The sequence below is a fragment of the Massilia sp. Se16.2.3 genome (genome assembly GCF_014171595.1).
Taxonomy (GTDB): domain Bacteria; phylum Pseudomonadota; class Gammaproteobacteria; order Burkholderiales; family Burkholderiaceae_D; genus Telluria.
This window is the reverse complement of the sequence record NZ_CP050451.1, coordinates 969,357-991,396: the sequence shown is the minus strand read 5'-3', so window position 1 is coordinate 991,396 and position 22,040 is coordinate 969,357. Positions and strand designations below refer to the sequence as shown.

Sequence of the window (22,040 nt, the reverse complement as noted above, 5' to 3'; positions counted from 1 at the left end):
GGCAAGTGCTGCTATCTGCGCCGGGCAATCCGATCCATCTTACATGCGAACGGTGACGCTGCGATGACGATCGCACAGCTTACGCGTCTTTGCGCGCCGCCTTTTCTTCCAGTCCGGACAGGCCTTCGCGCCGTGCCAGTTCGTCCAGCACCTGCTGCGGATGCAAGTCGAATTTTGCCAGCAGCACCATCGAGTGGAACCACAGGTCCGCCACTTCATAGAGCAGGCCAGCAGGGTTCCCGGAGACGCGCGCATCCTTGGCGGCCATCACGGTCTCGGTGGCTTCCTCGCCGATCTTTTTCAGGATCGCGTCGTCGCCCCTGGCGAACAGTTTTGCCACATACGAGGTGGCCGGGTCGCCACCGTTTTCAAGCTTGCGCGATTCGATCGTCTGCGCCAGGCGCGCGAGGGTGGTGCTCATGGGGTCTTCTTCGTGTTCGAGTAAATCGTTTCCGGATCCTGCAGCACGGGCTCGACCGCCTGCCACTCTTCGCCATCGAATTTCTGGAAGAAGCAGGAGTGGCGCCCGGTGTGGCAGGCGATGCCGCCGGCCTGCTCGATTTTCAGGAGCACCACGTCCTCGTCGCAATCGAGGCGCATTTCCAGCACCTTCTGGGTGTGGCCGGATTCTTCGCCCTTGTGCCAGAGTTTCCTGCGCGAGCGGCTCCAGTAGACGGCTTCGCCGAGTTCCACGGTGCGCGCCAGGGCGTCGCGGTTCATCCAGGCGAACATCAAGATGTCGCCCGTGGAGGCTTCCTGGGCGATGACTGGCACCAGGCCGTTCTCGTCCCAACGGACTTTTTTGAGCCACCTGGCATTCGCCGCGGCGCTGGTTGTGATCGTGTTCGGCATAGTCAGGCCAGGCGCATCGGGATGCCGCGTTCGGCCATGAAGCGTTTCGCTTCACCGACCGTGTGCTGCCCGTAGTGGAAAATCGAGGCCGCCAGCACGGCATCGGCATGGCCCCGCAAGATGCCGTCGGCCAGGTCCTGCAAGCCGCCGACGCCGCCCGAGGCGATCACCGGAATGCCGACCGCATCCGACACGGCGCGCGTCAGGCCCAGATCGAAACCGGACTTGGTGCCATCGCGGTCCATGCTGGTCAAGAGCAGTTCGCCCGCGCCCAGCTTTTCCAGCGTCGTCGCCCACTCCACCGCATCCATGCCGGTGGCATTGCGGCCGCCGTGGGTGAACACTTCCCATTGACCAGGCGCGACCTGCTTGGCGTCGATGGCGACGACGATACACTGCGAGCCGTGCTTGTCCGAGGCTTCGCGCACCAGCTGCGGGTTCTGCACGGCCGAGGTGTTCATGCTGACCTTGTCGGCACCGGCATTGAGCAGACGGCGCACGTCTTCGACCTTGCGCACGCCGCCGCCGACCGTCAAGGGAATGAAGACGGTGGAGGCCACCGCTTCGATGATCGGCAGGATCAGGTCGCGCCCGTCGCTCGACGCCGTGATGTCGAGGAAGGTGATTTCGTCGGCGCCCTGGCCGTCATAGCGGCGCGCGATCTCGACCGGGTCGCCGGCATCGCGCAGCTCGGTGAAATTGACGCCCTTGACGACGCGCCCGCCGGTCACGTCCAGGCAGGGGATGATGCGTTTTGCCAGCATAAGTATTCGATTGAAAGCCTCAGGCTTCCTCGCCCTCGGTCAGTTCGTCGGCGCGTGCCTGCGCCGTTTCCAGGTCGAGCGTGCCTTCGTAGATCGAGCGGCCGCAAATGACGCCCTCGATGCCTTCGTCCTGTACCGCGCACAGCGCTTCGACGTCGGCCAGGTTGTGCAGGCCGCCGGAGGCGATGACCGGAATGCGCACGGCTTGCGCCAGGCGCACGGTCGCTTCGATGTTCACGCCGCCCATCATGCCGTCGCGGCCGATGTCGGTGTAGACAATCGATTCGACGCCATAACCCTCGAATTTCTGGGCCAGGTCGATGACCTCGTGGCCGCTCATCTTGCTCCAGCCGTCGGTGGCCACTTTCCCGTCTTTCGCGTCCAGGCCGACGATGATCGCGCCGGGGAAGGCGCCGCAGGCGTCGTGCAGGAAGCCCGGGTTCTTCACGGCGGCGGTGCCGACGATGATGTAGCTGATGCCGTCGTCGAGGTAGCGCTCGATGGTATCGAGGTCGCGGATGCCGCCGCCCAGCTGCACGGGGATCTCTTCGATGTCGTTCTCGAGCGCGTAGGCCTGCACCGTTTTCAGGATAGCCTTGATCGCCGCTTCGTTCTTTGGTTTACCCGCAAAGGCGCCGTTCAGGTCGACCAGGTGCAGGCGGCGCGCGCCTTTCTTGAGCCAATGCAGGGCCATTTCGGCGGGGTCTTCGGAGAAGACGGTGGCGAGGTCCATATCGCCCTGTTTCAGGCGAACGCAGTGACCGTCTTTCAGGTCGATGGCGGGGATCAGCAGCATGGTCGTAGTGAGTTAGGTGACGAAAAAGTGGGCGTGGAGATCAAGGATTCCAGTGGATGAAATTCGCATACAGGCGCAGGCCGGCGGCCGCGCTCTTTTCAGGGTGGAACTGGGTGGCGACGATGTTATCGCGCGCCACCGCGCAGGTGTACGGCCCGCCGTAGTCGGCTTCGCCGATGGTGTCGGTCGCCACTTCCGGGGCGACGTAATAGCTGTGCACGAAGTAGAAATAGCTGCCGTCCTCGACGCCGTCCCAGAGCGGGTGGGCGCGCGTCTGGCGCACGCGGTTCCAGCCCATCTGCGGTACCTTGAAGCGCGAGCCGTCCGCCTGCAGCTTGCCATCGAGCTGGAAGCGCACGACTTTCCCCGGCAGGATGCCCAGGCCCGGCGTGCCCTCGTTTTCTTCGCTCGCGTCGAACAGCATCTGCTCGCCGACGCACACGCCCATGATCGGGCGGGTCTTCATCGCGCGCAGCAGCGCTTCCTCGGCACCGGACTCGCGCAGGCTGCGCATGCAATCGCGCATCGCGCCCTGTCCCGGCAGCACGATGCGGTCGGCCACATCGATATCGGCGGCCGTGTTCGACACCAGGATGTCAGCCTCGGGCGCGGCTGCGCGCAGCGCCTGCGCTACCGAACGCAGGTTGCCCAGGCCATCGATCACCACGATCTTGTTTGTCATCGCTTCGTCAATCCCTTTACAGGCTGCCTTTGGTCGAAGGGATGATGCCGGCGGCGCGCTCGTCGAGCGTGGTCGCCATGCGCAGCGCGCGCCCGAACGCCTTGAAGACGGTTTCGCACTGGTGGTGCGCGTTCACGCCGCGCAGGTTATCGATGTGCAGGGTCACGCCGGCGTGGTTGACGAAACCGCGGAAGAATTCACCGGTCAGGTCCACGTCGAAGCTACCGATCATCGCGCGCGTCCAGGGAATGTGCATTTCCAGGCCGGGACGGCCGGAGAAATCGATGACCACGCGCGAGAGCGCTTCGTCCAGCGGCACATACGAATGGCCGTAGCGCGTCATGCCCTTCTTGTCGCCGACCGCCTTGGCAATGGCCATGCCCAGTGTGATGCCGGTGTCCTCGACCGTATGGTGGGCATCGATGTGCAGGTCACCCACGGCCTCGACTTCCAGGTCGATCATCCCGTGGCGGGCAATCTGGTCGAGCATGTGGTCCAGAAAAGGCACGCCGGTGTTGAGCTTCTGGCGGCCGGTACCGTCGAGATTGAGCGCGACGCGGATCTGCGTCTCGTTGGTGTCGCGGGTGATGTCTGCGGTGCGGGTCATGAAAGGGTGCTCGTGAAGTCAGGTGTCGGGCTGCAAGGCTGCCCGCAGGCCGTCAAGGAATGCGGAATTTTCTTCCGGCGTACTGACCGTCACGCGGATGCAATTGGCCAGCATCCCGTGCATTTTACTCAAATTTTTGATCAGCACCTTCTCGTTGAGGAGTTTCTCGCAGACGGCAGCCGCATCGGGTACGCGCAGCGAGATGAAATTCGCTGCCGACGGAAATACTTCGACTCCAGGCAGCGCCGCCAGTTCGCTCGCCAGGCGCTCGCGCTCGGCATTGATGCGCTCGGCCTGGGCGTCGAGCACGTCCACATGCTCGAGCACGAACTCGGCCGCCACCTGGGTCAGCACGTTGACGTTGTAGGGCGGGCGCACCTTCTCGAATTCGGCCAGCAGGCCTGGTGCGGCCGCCATGTAGCCGAGGCGGATACCGGCCAGGCCCAGCTTCGACACCGTGCGCATCACGATCAGGTTCTCGAATTCGCCGAGGCGGTCCATGAAGGTCGCGCGCGCGAACGGTTGATAGGCTTCGTCAACCACGACCATGCCGTTCTCGCCCACCGCGTGCAGGATCGCTTCGATGTCCTCGACGGCGAACAGGTTGCCGGTCGGGTTGTTCGGATAGGCCAGGAACACGACAGCCGGCTGGTGCAGGGCAATCGCCGCCAGCATCGCTTCCATGTCGAGCGAGAAGTCTTTATTGAGCTTCACGCCGACGAAGTCTGCGCCGGCAAACTGGGCCGAGCGGGAATACATGACGAAGGCCGGTACCGGCGCCAGGATGGACGCGCGGCGCTCCTGGTTGGCCACCGTGGTGGCGATGATCTGGATCAGCTCATCCGAACCATTGCCGAGCAGGACGTCGTAGCCCGCCGGTACGCCCAGCGTGGCGCGGACCTTTTCTTTCAGCGTCGCGTAGGAGCCGAGCGGGTAGCGGTTCAGCACCGCGTCGGCCAGGCGCCGGCCCAGTTCCGCACGCAGCGCGTCCGGGAGTTCGTACGGGTTTTCCATCGCGTCGAGCTTGATGAAGCCGCTCGCATCGGGCACCGCATAGGCGCCCATCGAACGGATGTCGGCGCGGATGACGTTGGCGATCAGGTTGTCGATGAAGCTCATGCTTGTTCCTCGGTGGCGGGGTCGATGGCGGGCTCAGTGGCCGGCTCAGTGGCTGGCTCAGTGGCTGGCTCAATGAGGCGATTGACGGCCGCCTTGGCTGCGCGGGCGATGCTCTTGCGCTGTTTGATGGTGAGCGGCAGTTCCGGCGCGGCCAGGCGTGCTTCGATGATCTCGCAATACGCGGGATTGAGTTCGAAGCCCGCGAACCGGCGCCCCAGGCGCTTGGCCGCCAGCGCCGTGGTGCCGCTGCCCATGAAGGGGTCGAGCACGACGCCGCCCGCCGGGCAGGAGGCCTTGATCATGCGCTCGATGATCTCGAGCGGCTTCTGGGTCGGATGGTCGGCGCGTTCCGGATGCTCGCGGTGCAGGCGCGACACGCTCCAGACGTCCTTCGGGTTGTAGCCCACTTCGAGCCACTTGGCGCCCACAAAAATCGAGCGCGAGCGCGCCTTCTTGGTCGCCTCGTCGTAGGGGATGCGCACCGCGTCGAGGTCGAAATAGTAATCCTTGCGGTTCACGAAAAAACCGATGGTGTCGTGCACCGACGAGAAGCTGCGCACGCTGCCGCCCATCGAGGGCACGCGCCGGTCCCAGATGATCTCGTTCATCATCGTCATGCGCTTTTTCAACATGACGAAGATCTCGGGCGCGAAACGCCAGGTCAGGAAGATGTACAGGCTGCCGTTGGGTTTCAGCTTGGGCAGCGCCGCGGCGATCCACTCCTCGGTCCAGGCGAGATAGGCCTCGACGCTTTGCTGGTCGGAGGCGTTGCCGTAGTCCTTGCCGAGATTGTAGGGCGGGTCGGTCAGGATCAGGTCGACCGAGGCATCAGGGATGCGCGCCAGCCCGGACAGCGCATCCTCGCAGAAGACCTGGTCGACCCAGTCCGTCATGATGCTTGTTTCAGGGGGACGGGTTGCAGCCTTAATTCCGCACTACGTGCGTGCGCCTGCAAGCCTTCGCCATAGGCCAGTTCGGCCGCCACTTTTCCAAGGGTCTGGGCACCCGCTTCGCTCACCTGGATGATCGACGAGCGTTTCTGGAAGTCGTACACGCCCAGCGGCGAAGAAAAACGCGTCGTGCGCGAAGTCGGCAGCACGTGGTTCGGGCCGCAGCAATAATCGCCGAGCGATTCGGACGAGAAACGGCCGAGGAACATGGCGCCGGCATGGCGGATCTGCTCGGCCCAATGCTGCGGGTTCTCGGCCGAGATTTCCAGGTGCTCGGCGGCGATGTCGTTGGCAATCGCGCAGGCCTCTTCCATGTCGCGCACCTTGACGAGCGCGCCACGGTCGGTGAGCGAGGTCGAGATCGTCGCGGCGCGCGGCATCGTGGGCAGCAGCTTGTCGATGCTCGCATGGACCCGGGCGATGTAGCCGGCGTCGGGGCACAGCAGGATGGCCTGGGCCAGTTCGTCGTGTTCGGCCTGCGAAAACAGGTCCATCGCCACCCAGTCCGGGTCGGTGGTGCCGTCGCACAGCACCAGGATCTCGGACGGTCCGGCGATCATGTCGATGCCGACCGTGCCGAACACGCGGCGCTTGGCGGCGGCCACATAGGCGTTGCCGGGGCCGACGATCTTGTCGACCGCGGGGATTGTCTCGGTACCATAGGCCAGCGCGCCGACTGCCTGGGCGCCGCCGATGGTGATCACGCGCGTGACCCCGGCAATCGCGGCGGCGGCCAGTACCATCGCGTTTTTCACGCCATCCGGGGTTGGCACCACCATCACGATGTCCTTCACGCCCGCCACCTTGGCGGGAATGGCGTTCATCAGCACCGACGAGGGATAGGCGGCTTTCCCGCCGGGGACATAGATGCCGACGCGGTCCAGGGGCGTCACGCGCTGGCCGAGCAGCGTGCCATCCTGCTCGGTGTAGGTAAAACCGTTCAGTTCCTGCTTCTGGCGTTCGTGGAAGGCGCGGATGCGTTCGGCGGCCGTTTGCAGCGCGGCGCGCTGGGCGTCCGGCAGCGAGTCCAGTGCCACCTGCAGCTCGTCCTGGCTCAGGTCGAAAGCGGCCATGCCCGACGCGTTCACGCGGTCGAAGCGGTTGGTGTACTCCAGCACCGCAGCGTCGCCGCGCGTTTTCACGTCGCGCAGGATCTGCGCTACCGCGGACTCGATCGCATCGTCGGTGGCGGCCTCGAAGGCGAGCAGCGCATGCAGCTCCTCCTTGAAGTTCGCTGCGGTGGAATCGAGTGTGCGGATCTGGACAGCCATGGCTCAGCCTTGTTGCGTTCGTTTGGAAGCTCGTTCGAATGCTTCGATGATGGGTTGCAGGCGCTCGCGCTTGAGTTTCAGCGCGGCCTGGTTCACGACCAGGCGCGAGGAGATCTCCATGATCTTCTCGACTTCGACCAGGTTGTTGGCGCGCAGGGTGCCGCCGGTGGAGACGACGTCGACGATCGCGTCCGACAGGCCGACCAGGGGCGCCAGCTCCATCGAGCCGTACAGTTTGATCAGGTCGACGTGCACGCCTTTGCTGGCGAAGTGCTGGCGCGCCGTGTTGACGAACTTGGTCGCCACGCGCAGGCGCGCGCCCTGGCGCACGGCGGTTTCGTAGTCGAAACCGGCATTGACCGCCACCGACATGCGGCAGCAGGCGATGTTCAGGTCGACCGGCTGGTACAGGCCCTCGCCGCCATGCTCGAGCAGCACGTCCTTGCCGGCCACGCCGAAGTCGGCCGCGCCGTGCTGCACATAGGTCGGCACGTCGGTGGCGCGCACGATCAGCACGCGCACGGCCGGGTCGTTGGTTGCCAGGATGAGTTTGCGCGAGGTTTCCGGATTTTCCGTGACGGTGATGCCTGCCGCTTCGAGCAGCGGCAGCGTGTCCTCAAAAATCCGGCCTTTCGAGAGCGCCAGGATCAGGCCCTGGTCGCTCGATTGCGTTGCAATGCCCATAAGCACCTTATTTGATGCGCACGATGTCGGCGCCGACCTTCGACAACTTCACTTCCATGCGGTCGTAGCCGCGGTCGAGGTGATAGATGCGGTCGATCAGGGTCGTGCCTTCGGCGGCCATGCCGGCAATGACCAGCGAAGCCGAGGCGCGCAGGTCGGTGGCCATGACCGGTGCGCCTACCAGGCGCTCGACGCCCTTGATGAAGGCGGTATTGCCTTCGGTGGCAATCGATGCGCCCAGGCGGTTCATCTCCTGCACGTGCATGAAGCGGTTCTCGAAAATCGTTTCGGTCACCTGGCTGGGGCCCGCTGCGATGGTGTTCACAGCCATGAACTGCGCCTGCATGTCGGTCGGGAAGCCCGGGTATTCGGTGGTGCGGAAGGATACCGGCTGCGGGCGCGCATCCATGCGGGCGCGGATGGTGTTCTGCTTGATGTCGAGCTGCAGGCCGACTTCGCGCAGCTTACCCAGCGCGACATCGAAAATGTCGGTGCGGGTGTTGGTCAGCAGGATGTCGCCACCGGTCGCCGCCACGGCGCACAGGAAAGTGGCCGCTTCGATGCGGTCGGAAATCACGGCGTGCTTGGCGCCATGCAGCTCGGCCACGCCCTGGATCACCAGGCGGTCGGTGCCGATGCCCTCGATCTTCGCGCCCATCGCCACCAGCAGGTTCGCGAGATCCGTCACTTCCGGCTCGCGCGCGGCGTTTTCCAGTATCGTCTCGCCTTCGGCCAGGGTCGCGGCCATCAGCAGGTTCTCGGTGCCGGTGACGGTGATCATGTCCGTCAGGATGCGCGCACCCTTGAGCTTTTTGGCTTTCGCATGGATGTAGCCGCCTTCGATCGTGATCTCGGCGCCCATCTGGCGCAGGCCCTTGATGTGCTGGTCGACCGGACGCGAACCGATCGCGCAGCCGCCCGGCAGCGAGACCTTGGCTTCGCCGAAGCGCGCCAGCAGCGGCCCCAGGACCAGGATCGACGCGCGCATGGTTTTGACCAGCTCGTAGGGTGCTTCCAGGCTGGTGATGTTCGCGCCGTTCAGGGTGACGTTCTCGTCGTCCTGGGTCACCTTCAAACCGGTCTGCTCGAGCAGCTTGAGGATGGTTTTCACGTCGTGCAGGCGCGGCACGTTGGAAAGCTCGACGTCGCCGGCGGTGAGCAGGCCCGCGCACAGGATAGGCAAGGCCGCATTCTTCGCGCCCGAGACGGCGATCTCGCCATTGAGGCGTTTGCCGCCCACGATCTGCAGTTTGTCCATGCTTAGCCTCCGTATTCTTCAGGCGTCAGGGTTTTCATCGACAGCGCGTGGATTTCCTCGCGCATGCGGTCGCCGAGGGCCGCGTACACCAGCTGGTGGCGCTGGATCGGACGCTTGCCGGCAAAGGCGGGCGACACGATCAGGGCAGTGAAATGCTGGCCGTCGCCTTCCACCTGCAGGTGGGTGCATTCGAGGCCATTGCTGATGTAGCTGTGGATCAGTTCGGGAGTGGTCGCCACGTTAATTCCTAGTTATCTGTGTGATGCTTGTCGGGTGCTATACGTTCAGTGGCGCAGCTTGTAGCCGCGCTGGAGCAGGTTGATCGCTACCGCCGCCAGCACGGCGAAGAATACGGAGACGACGGCGAGGCTGGTCCACGGCAAAACATCGGACTCGCCGAAGAAGCCGTAGCGGAACCCGTCAATCATATAAAAGAACGGATTGAAATGCGAGACCGCCTGCCAGAAGGCCGGCAGCGAGTGGATCGAATAGAACACACCGGCCAGGAAGGTGGCGGGCATGATCAGGAAATTCTGGAACGCGGCCAGCTGGTCGAATTTATCGGCCCAGATGCCGGCAATGACGCCCAGCGTGCCAAGAATGGCTGCGCCCAGCAGCGCGAACACGATGATCCACAATGGCTGGGCAAAGGAGAGGTGCGCGAACCAGGCGGTAATGGCGAACACGCCGGCACCGACGGCGACGCCGCGCACGACGGCCGCGAGCACATAGGCCGACAGGATTTCCCAGTGCGACAGCGGCGGCAGCAGGATGAACACCAGGTTGCCGGTGATCTTCGACTGGATCAGCGACGAGGACGCGTTGGCGAAGGCGTTCTGCAGCACGCTCATCATGACCAGGCCCGGAATCAGGAAGGCGGTGTAGCTCACGCCTTTATACACCTCGACGCGGCCCTCGAGCACGTGGCCGAAGATCAGCAGATACAGCATGGCGGTGAGGATGGGCGCGGCGATGGTTTGCGTAGCGACCTTCCAGAAACGCAGCATCTCCTTGTAGAACAGGGTGCGGAAACCAGTGGAAATGAAATTCACAGTGCGCCCTTTCCGGCTTGGCCGTCGCCGACGATCTGCAGGAAGATGTCTTCCAGGTCGGCCTGCTGCAGCTGCATTTCGTCGACGACGGCGCCGCTCGTGCGCAGGCGCGCGAGGATCGGCTCGACTTCGGAATAGTCGTTCACGCGCAGGCTGTATTTGTTGCCAGTACCGTTGCCATGCTCGTCGTGCGAGACCAGGTGGCGCAGCTCCGGCGGCAATTCTCCGCTTTTCAGGTGCACGATCAGCTGCGAGCCCGACACGCGGCGCAGCAGTGCGCTCATGCTGTCGAGCGCGACGACCTGGCCGAGCTTGAGCATCGCCACGCGCTGGCACATGGCCTGCGCTTCTTCCAGATAATGGGTGGTCAGCACCACGGTGTGCCCTTCGCGGTTCAGGCGCGCGATGAACTTCCACAGGGTCTGGCGCAGTTCGACGTCGACGCCGGCGGTCGGCTCGTCGAGCACGATCACGGGCGGTTTATGGACCAGGGCTTGCGCCACGAGCACGCGCCGCTTCATGCCGCCCGAGAGCGCGCGCATATTGACGTCGGCCTTGTTCGTGAGGTCGAGGTTGTCCATGACCTCGTCGATCCACTTGTCATTGTTCTTGATGCCGAAGTAGCCCGACTGCAGGCGCAGCGTCTCGCGCACCGTGAAGAAGGGGTCGAACACCAGTTCCTGCGGCACCACGCCGAGTTTCCTGCGCGCTTCGCGGAAATCGGTGACGACGTCGTGGCCGTGGATGGTCACGCTGCCGACATCGGGCCGGATCAGGCCGGCGATGGTGGAGATCAGGGTGGTCTTGCCGGCGCCGTTCGGCCCGAGCAGGCCGAAGAACTCGCCCTGTTCGATCGTCAGGGAAACGCCCTTCAGGGCCTGGAAGCCCTTGTAGCTTTTCTCGACGCTGTTTATCTGGATCGCTGTCATTCTTGTTCGGGGTGGCCGCGGCGACAGGCGCGCAAGGGCCGAGCGGGGAAACGACCCATTATAGGGGAAATCAGGAATGCAAGAGGCTGGAGGTGCCCCGACCGTTACTGGGGCGTGGAGACGTAGGGTGGGCACCCCGTGCCCACTCGTAAAGCAGTGTCATCGAAAACGTTCGCGGCAGTGGAAATGTTTGCTCCGCGAATTCAGTGCCAAATGCGGACCGATAACTTACGCAGCAGGGAATAAGCGTTATCGGACTTGCTCCCAGGTGACGCGTCGCAGGTGCGCAAATTTTACGCGTGGGCACAGGGTGCCCACCCTACGAAAATCATCGCGTCAGCGCCATGCGTAAACCTCACGCCCGCTCGAGCACCCCGTCCAACCCATACAGCTGCGTCAGCGCATCGATATTCGCCGGCACATTGATGAAGGTGAGCTTGCGTCCGGCGGCACGCGCGTGGCGCTGCCAGGCCAGCAGCAGGGCCACGCCGGACGAGTCGGCCTGGCGCACGCCGCCCAGGTCGAACACGGTTTCGCCGGCGGTGATGGCCGCGTAGCCCTGCTCCAGCGCCGCGTTCGCGGTCTGGAAGGTCAGGGCGTCGAGCGAGAGCATGGGGTTTGCTTCGGCCATTTACTTCGGTGCTTTCAGCGGCTTGCTGGCCAGCTGCTTGTTGCGGTCGGCCAGTTTGGTGATCAGGCCGTCGACGCCGGATTTGTTGATCTCGGCGGCAAAGGTACCCTTGTAGGTCTCGACCAGCCAGGCGCCCAGCACGTTGATGTCATAGATCTTCCAGCCTTGTGCACCCTTGGCCAGGCGGTAGTTCAGCGTGATCGGCTCGCCGCGGGTGACGTTCACCTGCGAGCGCACCTCGACGTCGGTGTCTTCGGCGCTGGCGCGCATCGGCTTGAACTCGATGGTTTCGTTCTTGATCTGCGACAGCGCGCCGGAATAGGTGTAGACCAGCAGCGTGCGGAATTCTTCCGACAGGCGCTTTTGCTGGTCCGGGGTGGCCTGGCGCCAGAAGCGGCCGGCGGCCTGCGCCGTCATCTTTTCGGCGTCGACATACGGCAGGATCTTCGAGTTGACCAGTTCCATGATCTTGTTGCGGTTGCCGGACTGGATATCCTTGTCGGCCTTGACGGTGTCGATGACGTCGGCGCTGATGCGCTTGACGAGCACGTCCGGGGCTTCATTGGTGGCCGGGGCCGGGGCGGCGATCACGCTGGTGGCGAATGCGACGGTTGCTGCGGTGGCGATGAGGTGGGCGATTGGTTTCATTGGGATCTCTCTTTTCTGGTCGGTTGCGGGGTGAAGCCGGGCGCGCGTTATGCGATGCACGGGCTTCCTACAACATTACTTGCGCTGCGTTTCGGTCTCGGTCGAGGCCGGCTCGGGCGTCACCTGGGTATTCGATGCCGGCGAGTCTGACGCCGCCGCCTTGGCGGCGTCGGCGGCGTCGGCAGCCGCGTCGTCGTCCCCGGCCTGCGTGGCGTCCCTGGCGTCCTTCGCCTCGTCCGCACGCTCGCTGTCCCCGTCGAATACCCGGCTTTCGCGGCGCTGCAGGTAACCGTCGCGGATGAATTCGTAACGGTCGAGGGCGGCTTCCTCGAACAGGTTCGATGCCTCGAGCACGGATGCGCGCTGGTCGACCGCACGCACGCCGGTGCCGACATTGCGCCAGTTCACCGGCGTCTTGTGCGACCAGGGATCGGCCCACATGTCTGCCGGCAATGCAGCGGTATCACGGATGGTAGATGGGCCCAACAATGGCAACATCAAGTAGGGACCGGAAGGAACACCCCATACGCCCAGCGTCTGGCCGAAGTCTTCATTGTGTTTTTGCAACCCGGCTTCCGAGGCGATATCGAGGATGCCGGCGATGCCGAAGGTGGAATTGAGCGTAAAGCGGGTCAAATCGGTCATGCCCGCTTCGCCCTTGCCTTGCAGCAGGTTGTTGACACCACTCCAGGCATCCGACAAGTTACCGAAGAAATTGCCCACGCCCGTTTGCACGAAACCCGGCAGCACTTTCTTGTAGGCGGTCGCGGCCGGCTTCAGGGCGACGCGGTCGACCGTGTCGTTAAAAGCAAAGGTCGCGCGGTTGAATTTTTCCAGCGGATCGCGCGGGTTGTTCGGGCTCGCGCAACCGGCCAGCAGGGCGCCGGCGGCAAGCGCCAGGGCCAGGCCACGCCAGCGCGGCGTGTTCATGTTATTGCTGTTCATTCGCCTTCCTTTCCTTCGGCGGCCTTGCTGTAGATGAACTGATTGATCAGGTCTTCCAGCACGGTGGCCGATTGCGTACGGTTGATTCGATCGCCGTCGACGAGGTTCTTGGTGTCGCCGCCCGGTTCGATGCCGATGTATTGCTCGCCCAGCAGGCCCGCCGTCAGGATCTTGAGCGACGAGTCTTTCGGGAAGTTGTAGCTTTGGTCCATGTCGAGGCGCACCAGCGCCTGATAACTCTTATCGTCGAACGAAATCTCGCCCACGCGACCCACCACGACACCGGCGCTCTTGACAGGCGCCTGCGGCTTGAGGCCGCCGATGTTGTCGAACTTGCCGACGATGGCATAGGTCTTGGTGAACGACAGCGTGCTCATGTTGCCGGCCTGGAGGGCGAGGAACAGCACGGCGGCAGCGCCCAGCAGGACAAACAGGCCGACCCAGACGTCGATGATTTTACGGTGCATAGTATTTCCTAATAATCCGGCCGTCTGTGCGCGGCCAAACGAAACAGTTAGTGATTAAACATCAGTGCGGTCATGACGAAGTCCAGCCCCAGCACCATCAGCGATGCGATCACGACGGTGCGGGTCGTCGCACGCGCCACGTCGGCGGGGGTGGGCTTGACCTGGTAACCCTGGAACAGCGCGGTGAAGGTGACGGCGATGCCGAACACGAAGCTCTTGATGATGCTCGAAATCACGTCTTTGCCGACATCGACGCCAGCCTGCATCTGCGACCAGAATGCGCCCTGGTCCAGGCCGAGCAGCTTCACGCCGACCAGGTAGCCGCCGATGATGCCGACCGCCGAGAACACGGCCGCCAGCACCGGCATGGCGATGACGCCACCCCAGAAACGCGGTGCCAGCACGCGCTGCACCGGATTGACGGCCATCATTTCCATGGCCGACAGCTGTTCGCCTGCCTTCATCAGGCCGATCTCGGCCGTGAGCGAGGTGCCGGCGCGGCCTGCGAACAGCAGCGCCGTCACGACCGGGCCGAGTTCGCGTACCAGGCTCAGCGCCACCACCTGGCCGAGTTTCTGCTCGGCGCCGAACTGGGTCAAGGTGTAATAGCCCTGCAGGCCCAGCACCATGCCGACGAACAGGCCGGAGACGATGGTGATGAGCAGCGAGTAATTGCCGATGAAGTGGATTTGCTCGGAAATCAGCGACGGACGGCGAAACGCGCCCGGCGAAAACCGCAGCAGGGTGAAAAAGGCGCGCGTGGCAAAGCCGAGGCTTTCGATGGCTTCGCGCGCGGTGCGGCCGGACGCTTCCATGATACGGACGATCATCGCTTCGCTCCCAGGCCCAGGTCGTCGGCCAGCGATTTACCTGGATAGTGGAAGGGCACCGGACCGTCGGGCTCGGCATTGACGAACTGTTTTACGTACGGGTCTTGCGAGACGCGCAGTTCGGCCGGCGTGCCTTCGGCCACGATCTTGCCTGCGGACATGAAATAAACGTAGTCGGCAATGGCGAAGGTTTCGTTGACGTCGTGCGAGACGAGGATGGACGTGGAACCGAGCGCATCGTTCAGGTTGCGGATCAGGTTAGCGGTCACACCCATCGAGATCGGATCGAGGCCGGCGAAGGGTTCGTCGTACATGATCAGTTCCGGATCGAGCGCGATGGCGCGCGCGACGGCGACGCGGCGGGCCATGCCGCCGGAGATTTCGCCCGGTTTCAGCTTATGGGCATTGCGCAGTCCCACCGCGTTGAGCTTCATCAGCACCAGGTCGCGGATCAGTTCTTCCGGCAAATCGGTGTGCTCGCGCAGCGGGAAGGCGACGTTGTCGAAGATGGTCAGGTCAGTGAACAGGGCGCCGAACTGGAACAGCATGCCCATGCGGCGACGCAGCCGGTACAGGCCTTCGGTGCGCAGCTCGTGAACGACCTCGCCGCCGACCCGCACTGCGCCACGTTGCGGACGGATCTGTCCGCCAATCAGGCGCAGCACCGTCGTCTTGCCGCAACCGGAGCCGCCCATGACGGCAATGAGTTTGCCGCGCGGGAAGTCCATGCGCAGGTTCGACAGGATCTTGCGATCACCATAGGCGAACTCGAGATCACGTATTTCTACAAGGTTAGGCACTGGGGCTATTCGGATTTGGGGAATCCCGTATTGTAGTGCAGAAACGGCAATCCCTGCTTGGCGCACCCCCGTTTCCGCCAGCCCTCCGACGTATGCCTACAACACTACTAACCGAAAAGTCAGATATTTCGTGCCGTAAGTCACTGTTTTTGTTGAGATATGCATATTTGTCAAGCTTGCATTTCGTTGACGCAAGCTAACATTTCCTTACAACATCAGTGTATTGACAGGCGCTGCGCATGGGGCCAGGGTTCCCGATGCGCAGCCGAGCACGGCATGTCAGCGCGGCAGCACCGACGTGCCCATCAGGAATTCGTCGACGGCGCGGGCGCACTGGCGTCCTTCGCGGATTGCCCACACCACCAGCGACTGGCCGCGGCGCATGTCGCCGGCAACGAACACCTTCGGCACCGAGGTCTGGTACGCCGTCTCGCCTTCGACCGGCGCCCGCGCATTGCCGCGCGCATCCTTCTGCACGCCAAAGGCGTCCAGCACCTGCTGTACCGGCGACACGAATCCCATGGCCAATAGCACCAGGTCGGCTTTCATTTCGAATTCGCTGCCGGGAACTTCAATCATCTTGCCGTCCTTCCACTCGACGCGGCAGGCGATCAGCTTTTCCACCTTGCCGTTCCTGCCCTCGAAGCGCTTGGTGGCCACTGCCCAGTCGCGCTCGCAGCCTTCCTCGTGCGAGGACGAGGTGCGCAGGCGCGTTGGCCAGTAAGGCCAGACCAGCGGCTTGTTTTCGAGTTCCGGCGGCTGCGGCATCAGTTCGAACTGGGTGACGGAAGCGGCGCCATGGCGGTTCGAGGTGCCGACGCAGTCCGAACCGGTATCGCCGCCGCCAATCACGACCACGTGCTTGCCGGCCGCTTTCAACTGGTCTTTCAATTTATCGCCGGCATTCACGCGGTTCTGCTGCGGCAGGAAATCCATCGCGAAATGCACGCCCTTCAGTTCGCGCCCGGGTACCGGCAAGTCGCGCGGCTGCTCGGCGCCGCCAGCCATGACGACGGCGTCGAAGTCCTTATGCAGGTCTTCCGGGAAGATGGTGTCGCGTGCCATGTTGCTGACGCTGGCGGGGAAATCCTTGCCGATCAGGACGCTGGTGCGGAAGGTCACGCCCTCTTCCTGCATTTGGGCGATGCGGCGGTCGATCAGGTCCTTTTCCATCTTGAAGTCGGGGATGCCGTAGCGCAGCAGGCCGCCGATGCGGTCGCTCTTCTCGAATACCGTCACGGCGTGGCCGGCGCGCGCCAGTTGCTGGGCGGCGGCCAGGCCGGCAGGACCGGAGCCGACGACCGCCACCGTCTTGCCTGTTTTTACGGCAGCCGGCTGCGCCGTGATGAGGCCGCGTTCCCAGCCGGCATCGGCGATCTTGCGCTCGATCGACTTGATGCCGACCGGTTCATTGTTGATGTTGAGCGTGCAAGCCGCCTCGCAGGGGGCCGGGCAGACGCGTCCCGTGAATTCCGGGAAATTATTCGTCGAGTGCAGGTTCTCGACCGCGGCCGCGTAGTTGCTGTGGTAGACCAGGTCGTTCCAGTCCGGGATCATGTTGTTGACCGGGCAGCCCGTGTTGCAAAAGGGGATGCCGCAATCCATGCAGCGCGCGCCCTGCACCTTGGCCTGCGCATCGGTCAGGGTGATGACGAATTCCTTGTAGTTCTTGAGGCGTGCGCCAGGGTCGAGGTGATCTTCTTCCTGACGCGCGAATTCCATGAAGCCGGTGATTTTGCCCACGTTGTTATCCTTTGATGCGATGCCGGAATAAACCGGTTTTATCATTTGCGCAGTACAGCATGCGATCGTTGAACGCGTGGGCGGCAAAGCCGCCCACCCTACGGTATGCGCATACGTTTACGCCGCGAGCTCGACCTTGTCGTTCGCTTCTTCCATGCTGCTGTTGTGCATTTCTTCCAGCGCGCGCTTGTAGTCGGTCGGGAAGACCTTGACGAACTTGCCGCGGCTGTTGGCCCAGTCGTCGAGCAGGTTGCGTGCGCGGGTGCTGCCCGTGTACTTGAAGTGACGCTCGATCAGGCGGCGCAGGATCGCTTCGTCCGATTCGCGTGCGCCGTTGCGGGTGGCGCTGTGCCAGCTCGACACATCCGACTGTTCCTTGGTCGACGCCACACGCTCGAGGTTGACCATGGTCGTGTTGCAGCGGCCGGCGAACTCGTCCTTCGGATCGTAGACATAGGCGACGCCGCCGGACATGCCCGCTGCGAAATTGCGCCCGGTTTCGCCCAGCACGACCACGGTGCCGCCAGTCATGTACTCGCAGCCATGGTCACCCAGGCCCTCGACGACGGCCGTGGCGCCCGAATTGCGCACGGCGAAGCGTTCGCCGGCCACGCCATTGATGAAGGCTTCGCCGGAAATCGCGCCGTACAGCACGGTGTTGCCGACGATGATGTTGTCCACCGCCCAGCCGCGGAACTCGGTGTTCGGACGCACGATCACGCGCCCGCCCGACAAGCCCTTGGCGACGTAGTCATTACCCTCTCCCACCAGGTCGAGCGTGATGCCGGCCGCCAGGAAGGCCGCCGCCGATTGCCCGGCCGTACCCTGCAGCTGGATGTGGATGGTGTCGTCGGGCAGCCCGGCATGACCGTAGCGCTTGGCCACCTCACCCGAGAGCATGGTACCCACCGTGCGGTTCACGTTTTTCACCGGCGAAATGAAGGAGACGCGTTCGCCCTTCTCCAGCGCCGCCTTGGCCTGCGCGATCAGCTTATGGTCGAGCGCGCGGTCGAGGCCGTGGTCCTGGGCGTCGCTGTGGAACAGGTTATGTGGCGCATCGCTCTTCGGCTGGTAGAAGATGTTGCTGAAATCCAGACCCTGCGCCTTCCAGTGGCCGATCGCCTGCGATTTGTCGAGCAGGTCGGCGCGGCCGATCAGTTCCTCATAGGTGCGGATGCCCAGCTGCGCCATCAACTGGCGCGCCTCTTCGGCGACAAAGAAGAAGTAATTCACCACGTGTTCCGGTTTCCCCTGGAACTTCGCGCGCAACACTGGGTCTTGCGTGGCGACGCCGACCGGGCAAGTGTTCAGGTGGCACTTGCGCATCATGATGCAGCCTTCCACCACCAGCGGCGCCGTCGCAAAACCGATCTCGTCGGCGCCCAGCATGGCGGCAATCACCACATCGCGCCCCGTCTTCATTTGTCCGTCGGCCTGCACGCGGATGCGGCTGCGCAAGCCGTTCAGCACCAGGGTTTGCTGCGTCTCGGCAAGACCCAGCTCCCATGGCGTGCCGGCATGCTTCACCGACGACAGCGGCGAAGCGCCCGTGCCGCCGTCGTGACCGGCCACCACCACGTGGTCGGCCTTGGCCTTCGACACGCCCGCGGCCACGGTACCGATGCCCACTTCCGACACCAGCTTCACGGAAATCGAGGCGTTCGGATTCGCATTTTTCAGATCGTGGATCAGCTGCGCCAGGTCTTCGATCGAATAAATATCGTGGTGCGGCGGCGGAGAGATCAGGCCGACACCCGGTACCGAGAAACGCAAGGACGCGATGTATTCCGATACTTTGTGGCCCGGCAGCTGGCCGCCTTCGCCCGGTTTCGCACCCTGCGCCATCTTGATCTGGATTTGATCGGCCGCGTTCAGGTATTCGGCGGTCACGCCGAAACGGCCCGATGCTACCTGCTTGATTTTCGAGCGCAGCGAATCGCCGTCTTCCAGAGGAATGTCCACCGCGACGCGATCCGATCCCAATACCGAAGCCAGGGTCTCGCCCTTGCTGATCTTGATGCCCTTGAATTCGTTCAGGTAGCGGCGCGGATCTTCGCCGCCCTCGCCCGTATTGCTCTTGCCGCCGATGCGGTTCATGGCGATTGCCAGCGTCGCGTGCGCTTCCGTCGAAATCGAACCGAGCGACATCGCGCCGGTCACGAAACGCTTGACGATTTCCTTCGCCGGCTCGACTTCACCGAGGGGAATCGCTTTGCTCGGATCGATCCTGAATTCGAACAGGCCGCGCAGCGTCAGGTGGCGGCGGCTCTGGTCGTTGATCAGCTGGGCATATTCCTTATAGGTGCTGAAATTGTTGGCACGCGTCGAATGCTGCAGTTTCGCGATCGCGTCCGGCGTCCACATATGGTCTTCGCCGCGCACGCGGAAGGCGTATTCGCCGCCGGTGTCGAGGGCATGGGCCAGCAGTGGATCGTTACCGAAGGCCAGCTGGTGCAGGCGCAGCGCTTCTTCCGCCACTTCAAACAGGCCAATGCCCTCGACGGTGGACGAAGTGCCGCGGAAGTATTTGTCGACCAGCGACTTGTTCAGGCCGACGGCTTCGAAAATCTGCGCGCCGCAATACGACATATAAGTCGAGATACCCATTTTCGACATCACCTTCAGCAAGCCCTTGCCGATCGCCTTGGTGTAGTTATAGGTCGCGGTGGCTGGCTCCATCGGGTGCGGCAGGTGCTGGGCCAGGTCGACCAGGGTTTCCAGCGCCAGATAGGGGTGCACGGCTTCGGCGCCATACCCTGCCAGCAGCGCGAAATGGTGGGTTTCGCGCGCCGAACCGGTTTCCACCACCAGGCCGGTCGAGGCGCGCAGGCCGCGTGCCACCAGGTGCTGGTGGATGGTGGAGGTGGCCAGCAGCGCGGGAATCGCGACCCGTTCGCCGGACAGTGCGCGGTCAGACACGATCAGGATGTTGTGGCCGGATTTCACGGCGTCGACCGCTTCCGCGCACAGCGAGGCGAGCGAGGCTTCGATACCCTCTTTGCCCCAGGCGGTCGGGTAGCAGATATTCAGTTCGTAGGATTTGAATTTGCCACCGGTGTGCAGGCTGATCGCGCGCAGGCGCGCCATGTCGTCGAAACCGAGCACCGGCTGCGACACTTCCAGGCGCATCGGCGGGTTGACGTTGTTCGTGTCGAGCAAATTTGGCTTTGGTCCGATGAAGGAGACCAGCGACATCACCATGCTTTCGCGGATCGGGTCGATCGGCGGATTCGTTACCTGTGCAAACAACTGTTTAAAGTAGTTATACAAAGGTTTGAGCTTGTTCGACATCACGGCCAGGGGCGAATCGTTGCCCATCGAACCGGTTGCCTCTTCGGCCAGTACCGCCATCGGCGCCATCAGGAATTTCAGGTCTTCCTGTGTATAACCGAAGGCCTGCTGGCGGTCGAGCAGCGAAATGGCGGCCTTGTCGCCCTGTGCCGGCTGGTCTTTTACCCGGCCCTGCGCCAACTGCGACTCGGACAGCTTGATTTCGCCGAGCTTGATGCGCACCGACTTGATCCAGGCTTTATACGGCTTGGCGTTGGAATAGGTGTCTTTCAATTCCTTATCGTCGATGATGCGGCCCGCTTCGAGGTCGATCAGGAACATTTTCCCTGGCTGCAGACGCCATTTCTTGACGATGCGCGATTCCGGAATCGGCAACACGCCCGATTCGGACGCCATGATGACCAGGTCGTCTTCGGTGACGACATAGCGCGCCGGACGCAGGCCGTTGCGGTCCAGCGTGCCGCCAATATGGCGCCCGTCGGTAAATGCCATCGCGGCCGGGCCGTCCCAGGGCTCCATCATCGCCGCATGGTATTCATAGAATGCCTTGCGGTTGTCGTCCATGGACGTATGGTTTTCCCAGGCTTCGGGAATCATGATCATCATCGCCTGGGCGATCGGATAACCGGCCATGACCAGCAATTCGAGCGCATTGTCGAAGCAGGCGGTATCGGACTGGCCTTCGTAAATCAGCGGGAAGAGTTTATGCAGGTCGTCGCCGAGCACGGCGGACTTCATCATCCCTTCGCGCGCGCGGGTCCAGTTGAAATTGCCCTTGACGGTGTTGATCTCGCCGTTATGCGCGATCAGGCGGTAGGGGTGGGCCAGCGGCCATTCCGGAAAAGTGTTCGTCGAAAAACGCTGGTGCACCAGTGCCAGGGCCGAGACACAGCGCGGATCCTGCAGATCCTTGTAATAGACGCCAACCTGGTCGGCCAGCAGCAGGCCTTTATAGACGATCGTGCGCGCCGACATCGAGGGCACGAAGAATTCCTTGCCGTGCAGGAGTTTCAGCGCCTGAATCGCGTGGCCGGAGGACTTGCGGATCACGTACAGCTTCCGTTCCAGCGCATCGGTCACCATGATGTCGGGGCCGCGGCCGATGAAAATCTGGCGGATCACCGGTTCCTTGGCGCGCACGCGCGGCGACATCGGCATGCTGTCGTCGACCGGCACGTTGCGCCAGCCGAGCACGACCTGGCCCTCGATGCGCACGGCGCGTTCGATTTCCTGTTCGCAGGCGATGCGCGAGGCGTGTTCCTTCGGCAGGAACACCATGCCGACGCCGTATTCGCCGGGCGGCGGCAGCTCCACGCCCTGCTTTGCCATCTCGTCGCGGAAGTATTCGTCGGGAATCTGGATCAGGATGCCGGCACCGTCGCCCATCAGCGGATCGGCGCCGACGGCACCGCGGTGGTCCAGGTTTTTCAGGATCAATAAACCCTGGTCGATGATGGAATGGCTTTTGTTGCCCTTGATATGGGCGATGAAGCCGACACCACAGGCGTCGTGTTCATTGGCGGGATCGTATAAACCTTGGGCAATCATGCGCATCTCTCCACAGCTTTTTCAGGGGTTGAAAGCCGAGAATAGTGCAACGCAACAGAGACGGCAAGAACAACAATAGGGGTCGGAGTAGAATTAACTGCTGACTTGGATCGTGAACATCCAATTGGGGACAGGTCGGAAAGCAGCGAAACAGACGCCCTCTCGACAGCGAA

22 protein-coding genes are annotated in these 22,040 nt (G+C 63.1%); all 22 read right to left on the bottom strand.

What is annotated here, in order from left to right; translation table 11 throughout:
- Positions 1-79: 79 nt before the first annotated feature.
- Positions 80-421 (bottom strand): phosphoribosyl-ATP diphosphatase, encoded by a 342-nt coding sequence (locus G4G31_RS04695; protein WP_182990506.1) that lies wholly within the window; start codon positions 419-421, stop codon positions 80-82.
- Positions 418-852, bottom strand: coding sequence for a phosphoribosyl-AMP cyclohydrolase (gene hisI, locus G4G31_RS04690; protein ID WP_182990505.1), 435 nt, complete (start codon positions 850-852; stop codon positions 418-420). The genes G4G31_RS04695 and hisI overlap by 4 nt, the downstream gene beginning before the upstream one ends.
- A gap of 2 nt (positions 853-854) precedes the next feature.
- On the bottom strand, positions 855-1,616 hold the full coding sequence (hisF, locus tag G4G31_RS04685; RefSeq protein WP_182990504.1) for an imidazole glycerol phosphate synthase subunit HisF: 762 nt from the start codon (positions 1,614-1,616) through the stop codon (positions 855-857).
- A 19-nt stretch (positions 1,617-1,635) separates the two neighbouring features.
- On the bottom strand, positions 1,636-2,412 hold the full coding sequence (gene hisA, locus G4G31_RS04680; protein ID WP_182990503.1) for a 1-(5-phosphoribosyl)-5-[(5-phosphoribosylamino)methylideneamino]imidazole-4-carboxamide isomerase: 777 nt from the start codon (positions 2,410-2,412) through the stop codon (positions 1,636-1,638).
- Positions 2,413-2,452: 40 nt separating this feature from the next.
- Positions 2,453-3,094 carry an imidazole glycerol phosphate synthase subunit HisH gene (gene hisH, locus G4G31_RS04675; protein ID WP_182990502.1) on the bottom strand — a complete coding sequence of 214 codons (642 nt, stop codon included), beginning with the start codon at positions 3,092-3,094 and terminating at the stop codon, positions 2,453-2,455.
- Positions 3,095-3,110: 16 nt separating this feature from the next.
- A complete protein-coding gene (hisB, locus tag G4G31_RS04670; RefSeq protein ID WP_182990501.1) occupies positions 3,111-3,701 on the bottom strand; it encodes an imidazoleglycerol-phosphate dehydratase HisB in 591 nt (196 codons plus the stop codon).
- An 18-nt stretch (positions 3,702-3,719) separates the two neighbouring features.
- Positions 3,720-4,820, bottom strand: coding sequence for a histidinol-phosphate transaminase (hisC, locus tag G4G31_RS04665; protein WP_182990500.1), 1,101 nt, complete (start codon positions 4,818-4,820; stop codon positions 3,720-3,722).
- Positions 4,817-5,713 (bottom strand): site-specific DNA-methyltransferase, encoded by an 897-nt coding sequence (locus G4G31_RS04660; RefSeq protein WP_182990499.1) that lies wholly within the window; start codon positions 5,711-5,713, stop codon positions 4,817-4,819. The genes hisC and G4G31_RS04660 overlap by 4 nt, the downstream gene beginning before the upstream one ends.
- The gene (gene hisD / locus G4G31_RS04655) at positions 5,710-7,041 is read right to left on the bottom strand and encodes a histidinol dehydrogenase (RefSeq protein WP_182990498.1); all 1,332 of its coding nucleotides are present in this window, start codon (positions 7,039-7,041) and stop codon (positions 5,710-5,712) included. The genes G4G31_RS04660 and hisD overlap by 4 nt, the downstream gene beginning before the upstream one ends.
- A gap of 3 nt (positions 7,042-7,044) precedes the next feature.
- The gene (gene hisG, locus G4G31_RS04650) at positions 7,045-7,725 is read right to left on the bottom strand and encodes an ATP phosphoribosyltransferase (protein WP_182990497.1); all 681 of its coding nucleotides are present in this window, start codon (positions 7,723-7,725) and stop codon (positions 7,045-7,047) included.
- Positions 7,726-7,732: 7 nt separating this feature from the next.
- The gene (gene murA, locus G4G31_RS04645; RefSeq protein ID WP_182990496.1) at positions 7,733-8,983 is read right to left on the bottom strand and encodes a UDP-N-acetylglucosamine 1-carboxyvinyltransferase; all 1,251 of its coding nucleotides are present in this window, start codon (positions 8,981-8,983) and stop codon (positions 7,733-7,735) included.
- A gap of 2 nt (positions 8,984-8,985) precedes the next feature.
- Positions 8,986-9,222, bottom strand: coding sequence for a BolA family protein (locus G4G31_RS04640; RefSeq protein WP_182990495.1), 237 nt, complete (start codon positions 9,220-9,222; stop codon positions 8,986-8,988).
- 45 nt (positions 9,223-9,267) lie between these two features.
- Complete coding sequence (locus G4G31_RS04635; protein ID WP_229425689.1) at positions 9,268-9,990, bottom strand: ABC transporter permease; 723 nt, start codon at positions 9,988-9,990, stop codon at positions 9,268-9,270.
- 41 nt (positions 9,991-10,031) lie between these two features.
- Complete coding sequence (locus tag G4G31_RS04630; protein ID WP_182990493.1) at positions 10,032-10,964, bottom strand: ABC transporter ATP-binding protein; 933 nt, start codon at positions 10,962-10,964, stop codon at positions 10,032-10,034.
- Between the two features lie 355 nt (positions 10,965-11,319).
- The gene (locus tag G4G31_RS04625; RefSeq protein ID WP_182990492.1) at positions 11,320-11,595 is read right to left on the bottom strand and encodes a lipid asymmetry maintenance protein MlaB; all 276 of its coding nucleotides are present in this window, start codon (positions 11,593-11,595) and stop codon (positions 11,320-11,322) included.
- Complete coding sequence (locus tag G4G31_RS04620) at positions 11,596-12,243, bottom strand: phospholipid-binding protein MlaC (protein WP_182990491.1); 648 nt, start codon at positions 12,241-12,243, stop codon at positions 11,596-11,598.
- Positions 12,244-12,318: 75 nt separating this feature from the next.
- Complete coding sequence (locus G4G31_RS04615) at positions 12,319-13,188, bottom strand: VacJ family lipoprotein (RefSeq protein ID WP_182990490.1); 870 nt, start codon at positions 13,186-13,188, stop codon at positions 12,319-12,321.
- The gene (gene mlaD, locus G4G31_RS04610; protein WP_182990489.1) at positions 13,185-13,655 is read right to left on the bottom strand and encodes an outer membrane lipid asymmetry maintenance protein MlaD; all 471 of its coding nucleotides are present in this window, start codon (positions 13,653-13,655) and stop codon (positions 13,185-13,187) included. Before mlaD ends, G4G31_RS04615 begins: the two co-directional genes overlap by 4 nt.
- 47 nt (positions 13,656-13,702) lie before the next feature.
- Entirely contained in the window at positions 13,703-14,485 is a 783-nt protein-coding gene (gene mlaE / locus G4G31_RS04605; protein WP_182990488.1) for a lipid asymmetry maintenance ABC transporter permease subunit MlaE, read from the bottom strand.
- The gene (locus G4G31_RS04600) at positions 14,482-15,285 is read right to left on the bottom strand and encodes an ABC transporter ATP-binding protein (protein WP_182990487.1); all 804 of its coding nucleotides are present in this window, start codon (positions 15,283-15,285) and stop codon (positions 14,482-14,484) included. Before G4G31_RS04600 ends, mlaE begins: the two co-directional genes overlap by 4 nt.
- A 279-nt stretch (positions 15,286-15,564) precedes the next feature.
- Positions 15,565-17,028, bottom strand: a complete 1,464-nt coding sequence (locus G4G31_RS04595; RefSeq protein WP_182990486.1) for a glutamate synthase subunit beta — start codon at positions 17,026-17,028, stop codon at positions 15,565-15,567.
- Positions 17,029-17,145: 117 nt separating this feature from the next.
- Positions 17,146-21,867, bottom strand: coding sequence for a glutamate synthase-related protein (locus G4G31_RS04590; RefSeq protein WP_182991674.1), 4,722 nt, complete (start codon positions 21,865-21,867; stop codon positions 17,146-17,148).
- Positions 21,868-22,040 lie beyond the last annotated feature (173 nt).

What these genes read in the sequence shown, in the direction of transcription:
- hisH (WP_182990502.1), bottom strand. Translation starts at nt 3,094, where the DNA reads ATGACAAACAAGATCGTGGTGATCGATGGCCTGGGCAACCTGCGTTCG.
- mlaD (WP_182990489.1), bottom strand. Translation starts at nt 13,655, where the DNA reads ATGCACCGTAAAATCATCGACGTCTGGGTCGGCCTGTTTGTCCTGCTG.
- G4G31_RS04625 (WP_182990492.1), bottom strand. Translation starts at nt 11,595, where the DNA reads ATGGCCGAAGCAAACCCCATGCTCTCGCTCGACGCCCTGACCTTCCAG.
- hisC (WP_182990500.1), bottom strand. Translation starts at nt 4,820, where the DNA reads ATGAGCTTCATCGACAACCTGATCGCCAACGTCATCCGCGCCGACATC.
- hisB (WP_182990501.1), bottom strand. Translation starts at nt 3,701, where the DNA reads ATGACCCGCACCGCAGACATCACCCGCGACACCAACGAGACGCAGATC.
- hisI (WP_182990505.1), bottom strand. Translation starts at nt 852, where the DNA reads ATGCCGAACACGATCACAACCAGCGCCGCGGCGAATGCCAGGTGGCTC.
- G4G31_RS04695 (WP_182990506.1), bottom strand. Translation starts at nt 421, where the DNA reads ATGAGCACCACCCTCGCGCGCCTGGCGCAGACGATCGAATCGCGCAAG.
- hisF (WP_182990504.1), bottom strand. Translation starts at nt 1,616, where the DNA reads ATGCTGGCAAAACGCATCATCCCCTGCCTGGACGTGACCGGCGGGCGC.
- mlaE (WP_182990488.1), bottom strand. Translation starts at nt 14,485, where the DNA reads ATGATCGTCCGTATCATGGAAGCGTCCGGCCGCACCGCGCGCGAAGCC.
- G4G31_RS04635 (WP_229425689.1), bottom strand. Translation starts at nt 9,990, where the DNA reads ATGCTGCGTTTCTGGAAGGTCGCTACGCAAACCATCGCCGCGCCCATC.
- hisD (WP_182990498.1), bottom strand. Translation starts at nt 7,041, where the DNA reads ATGGCTGTCCAGATCCGCACACTCGATTCCACCGCAGCGAACTTCAAG.
- hisG (WP_182990497.1), bottom strand. Translation starts at nt 7,725, where the DNA reads ATGGGCATTGCAACGCAATCGAGCGACCAGGGCCTGATCCTGGCGCTC.
- hisA (WP_182990503.1), bottom strand. Translation starts at nt 2,412, where the DNA reads ATGCTGCTGATCCCCGCCATCGACCTGAAAGACGGTCACTGCGTTCGC.
- murA (WP_182990496.1), bottom strand. Translation starts at nt 8,983, where the DNA reads ATGGACAAACTGCAGATCGTGGGCGGCAAACGCCTCAATGGCGAGATC.
- G4G31_RS04620 (WP_182990491.1), bottom strand. Translation starts at nt 12,243, where the DNA reads ATGAAACCAATCGCCCACCTCATCGCCACCGCAGCAACCGTCGCATTC.
- G4G31_RS04615 (WP_182990490.1), bottom strand. Translation starts at nt 13,188, where the DNA reads ATGAACAGCAATAACATGAACACGCCGCGCTGGCGTGGCCTGGCCCTG.
- G4G31_RS04590 (WP_182991674.1), bottom strand. Translation starts at nt 21,867, where the DNA reads ATGATTGCCCAAGGTTTATACGATCCCGCCAATGAACACGACGCCTGT.
- G4G31_RS04660 (WP_182990499.1), bottom strand. Translation starts at nt 5,713, where the DNA reads ATGACGGACTGGGTCGACCAGGTCTTCTGCGAGGATGCGCTGTCCGGG.
- G4G31_RS04630 (WP_182990493.1), bottom strand. Translation starts at nt 10,964, where the DNA reads ATGACAGCGATCCAGATAAACAGCGTCGAGAAAAGCTACAAGGGCTTC.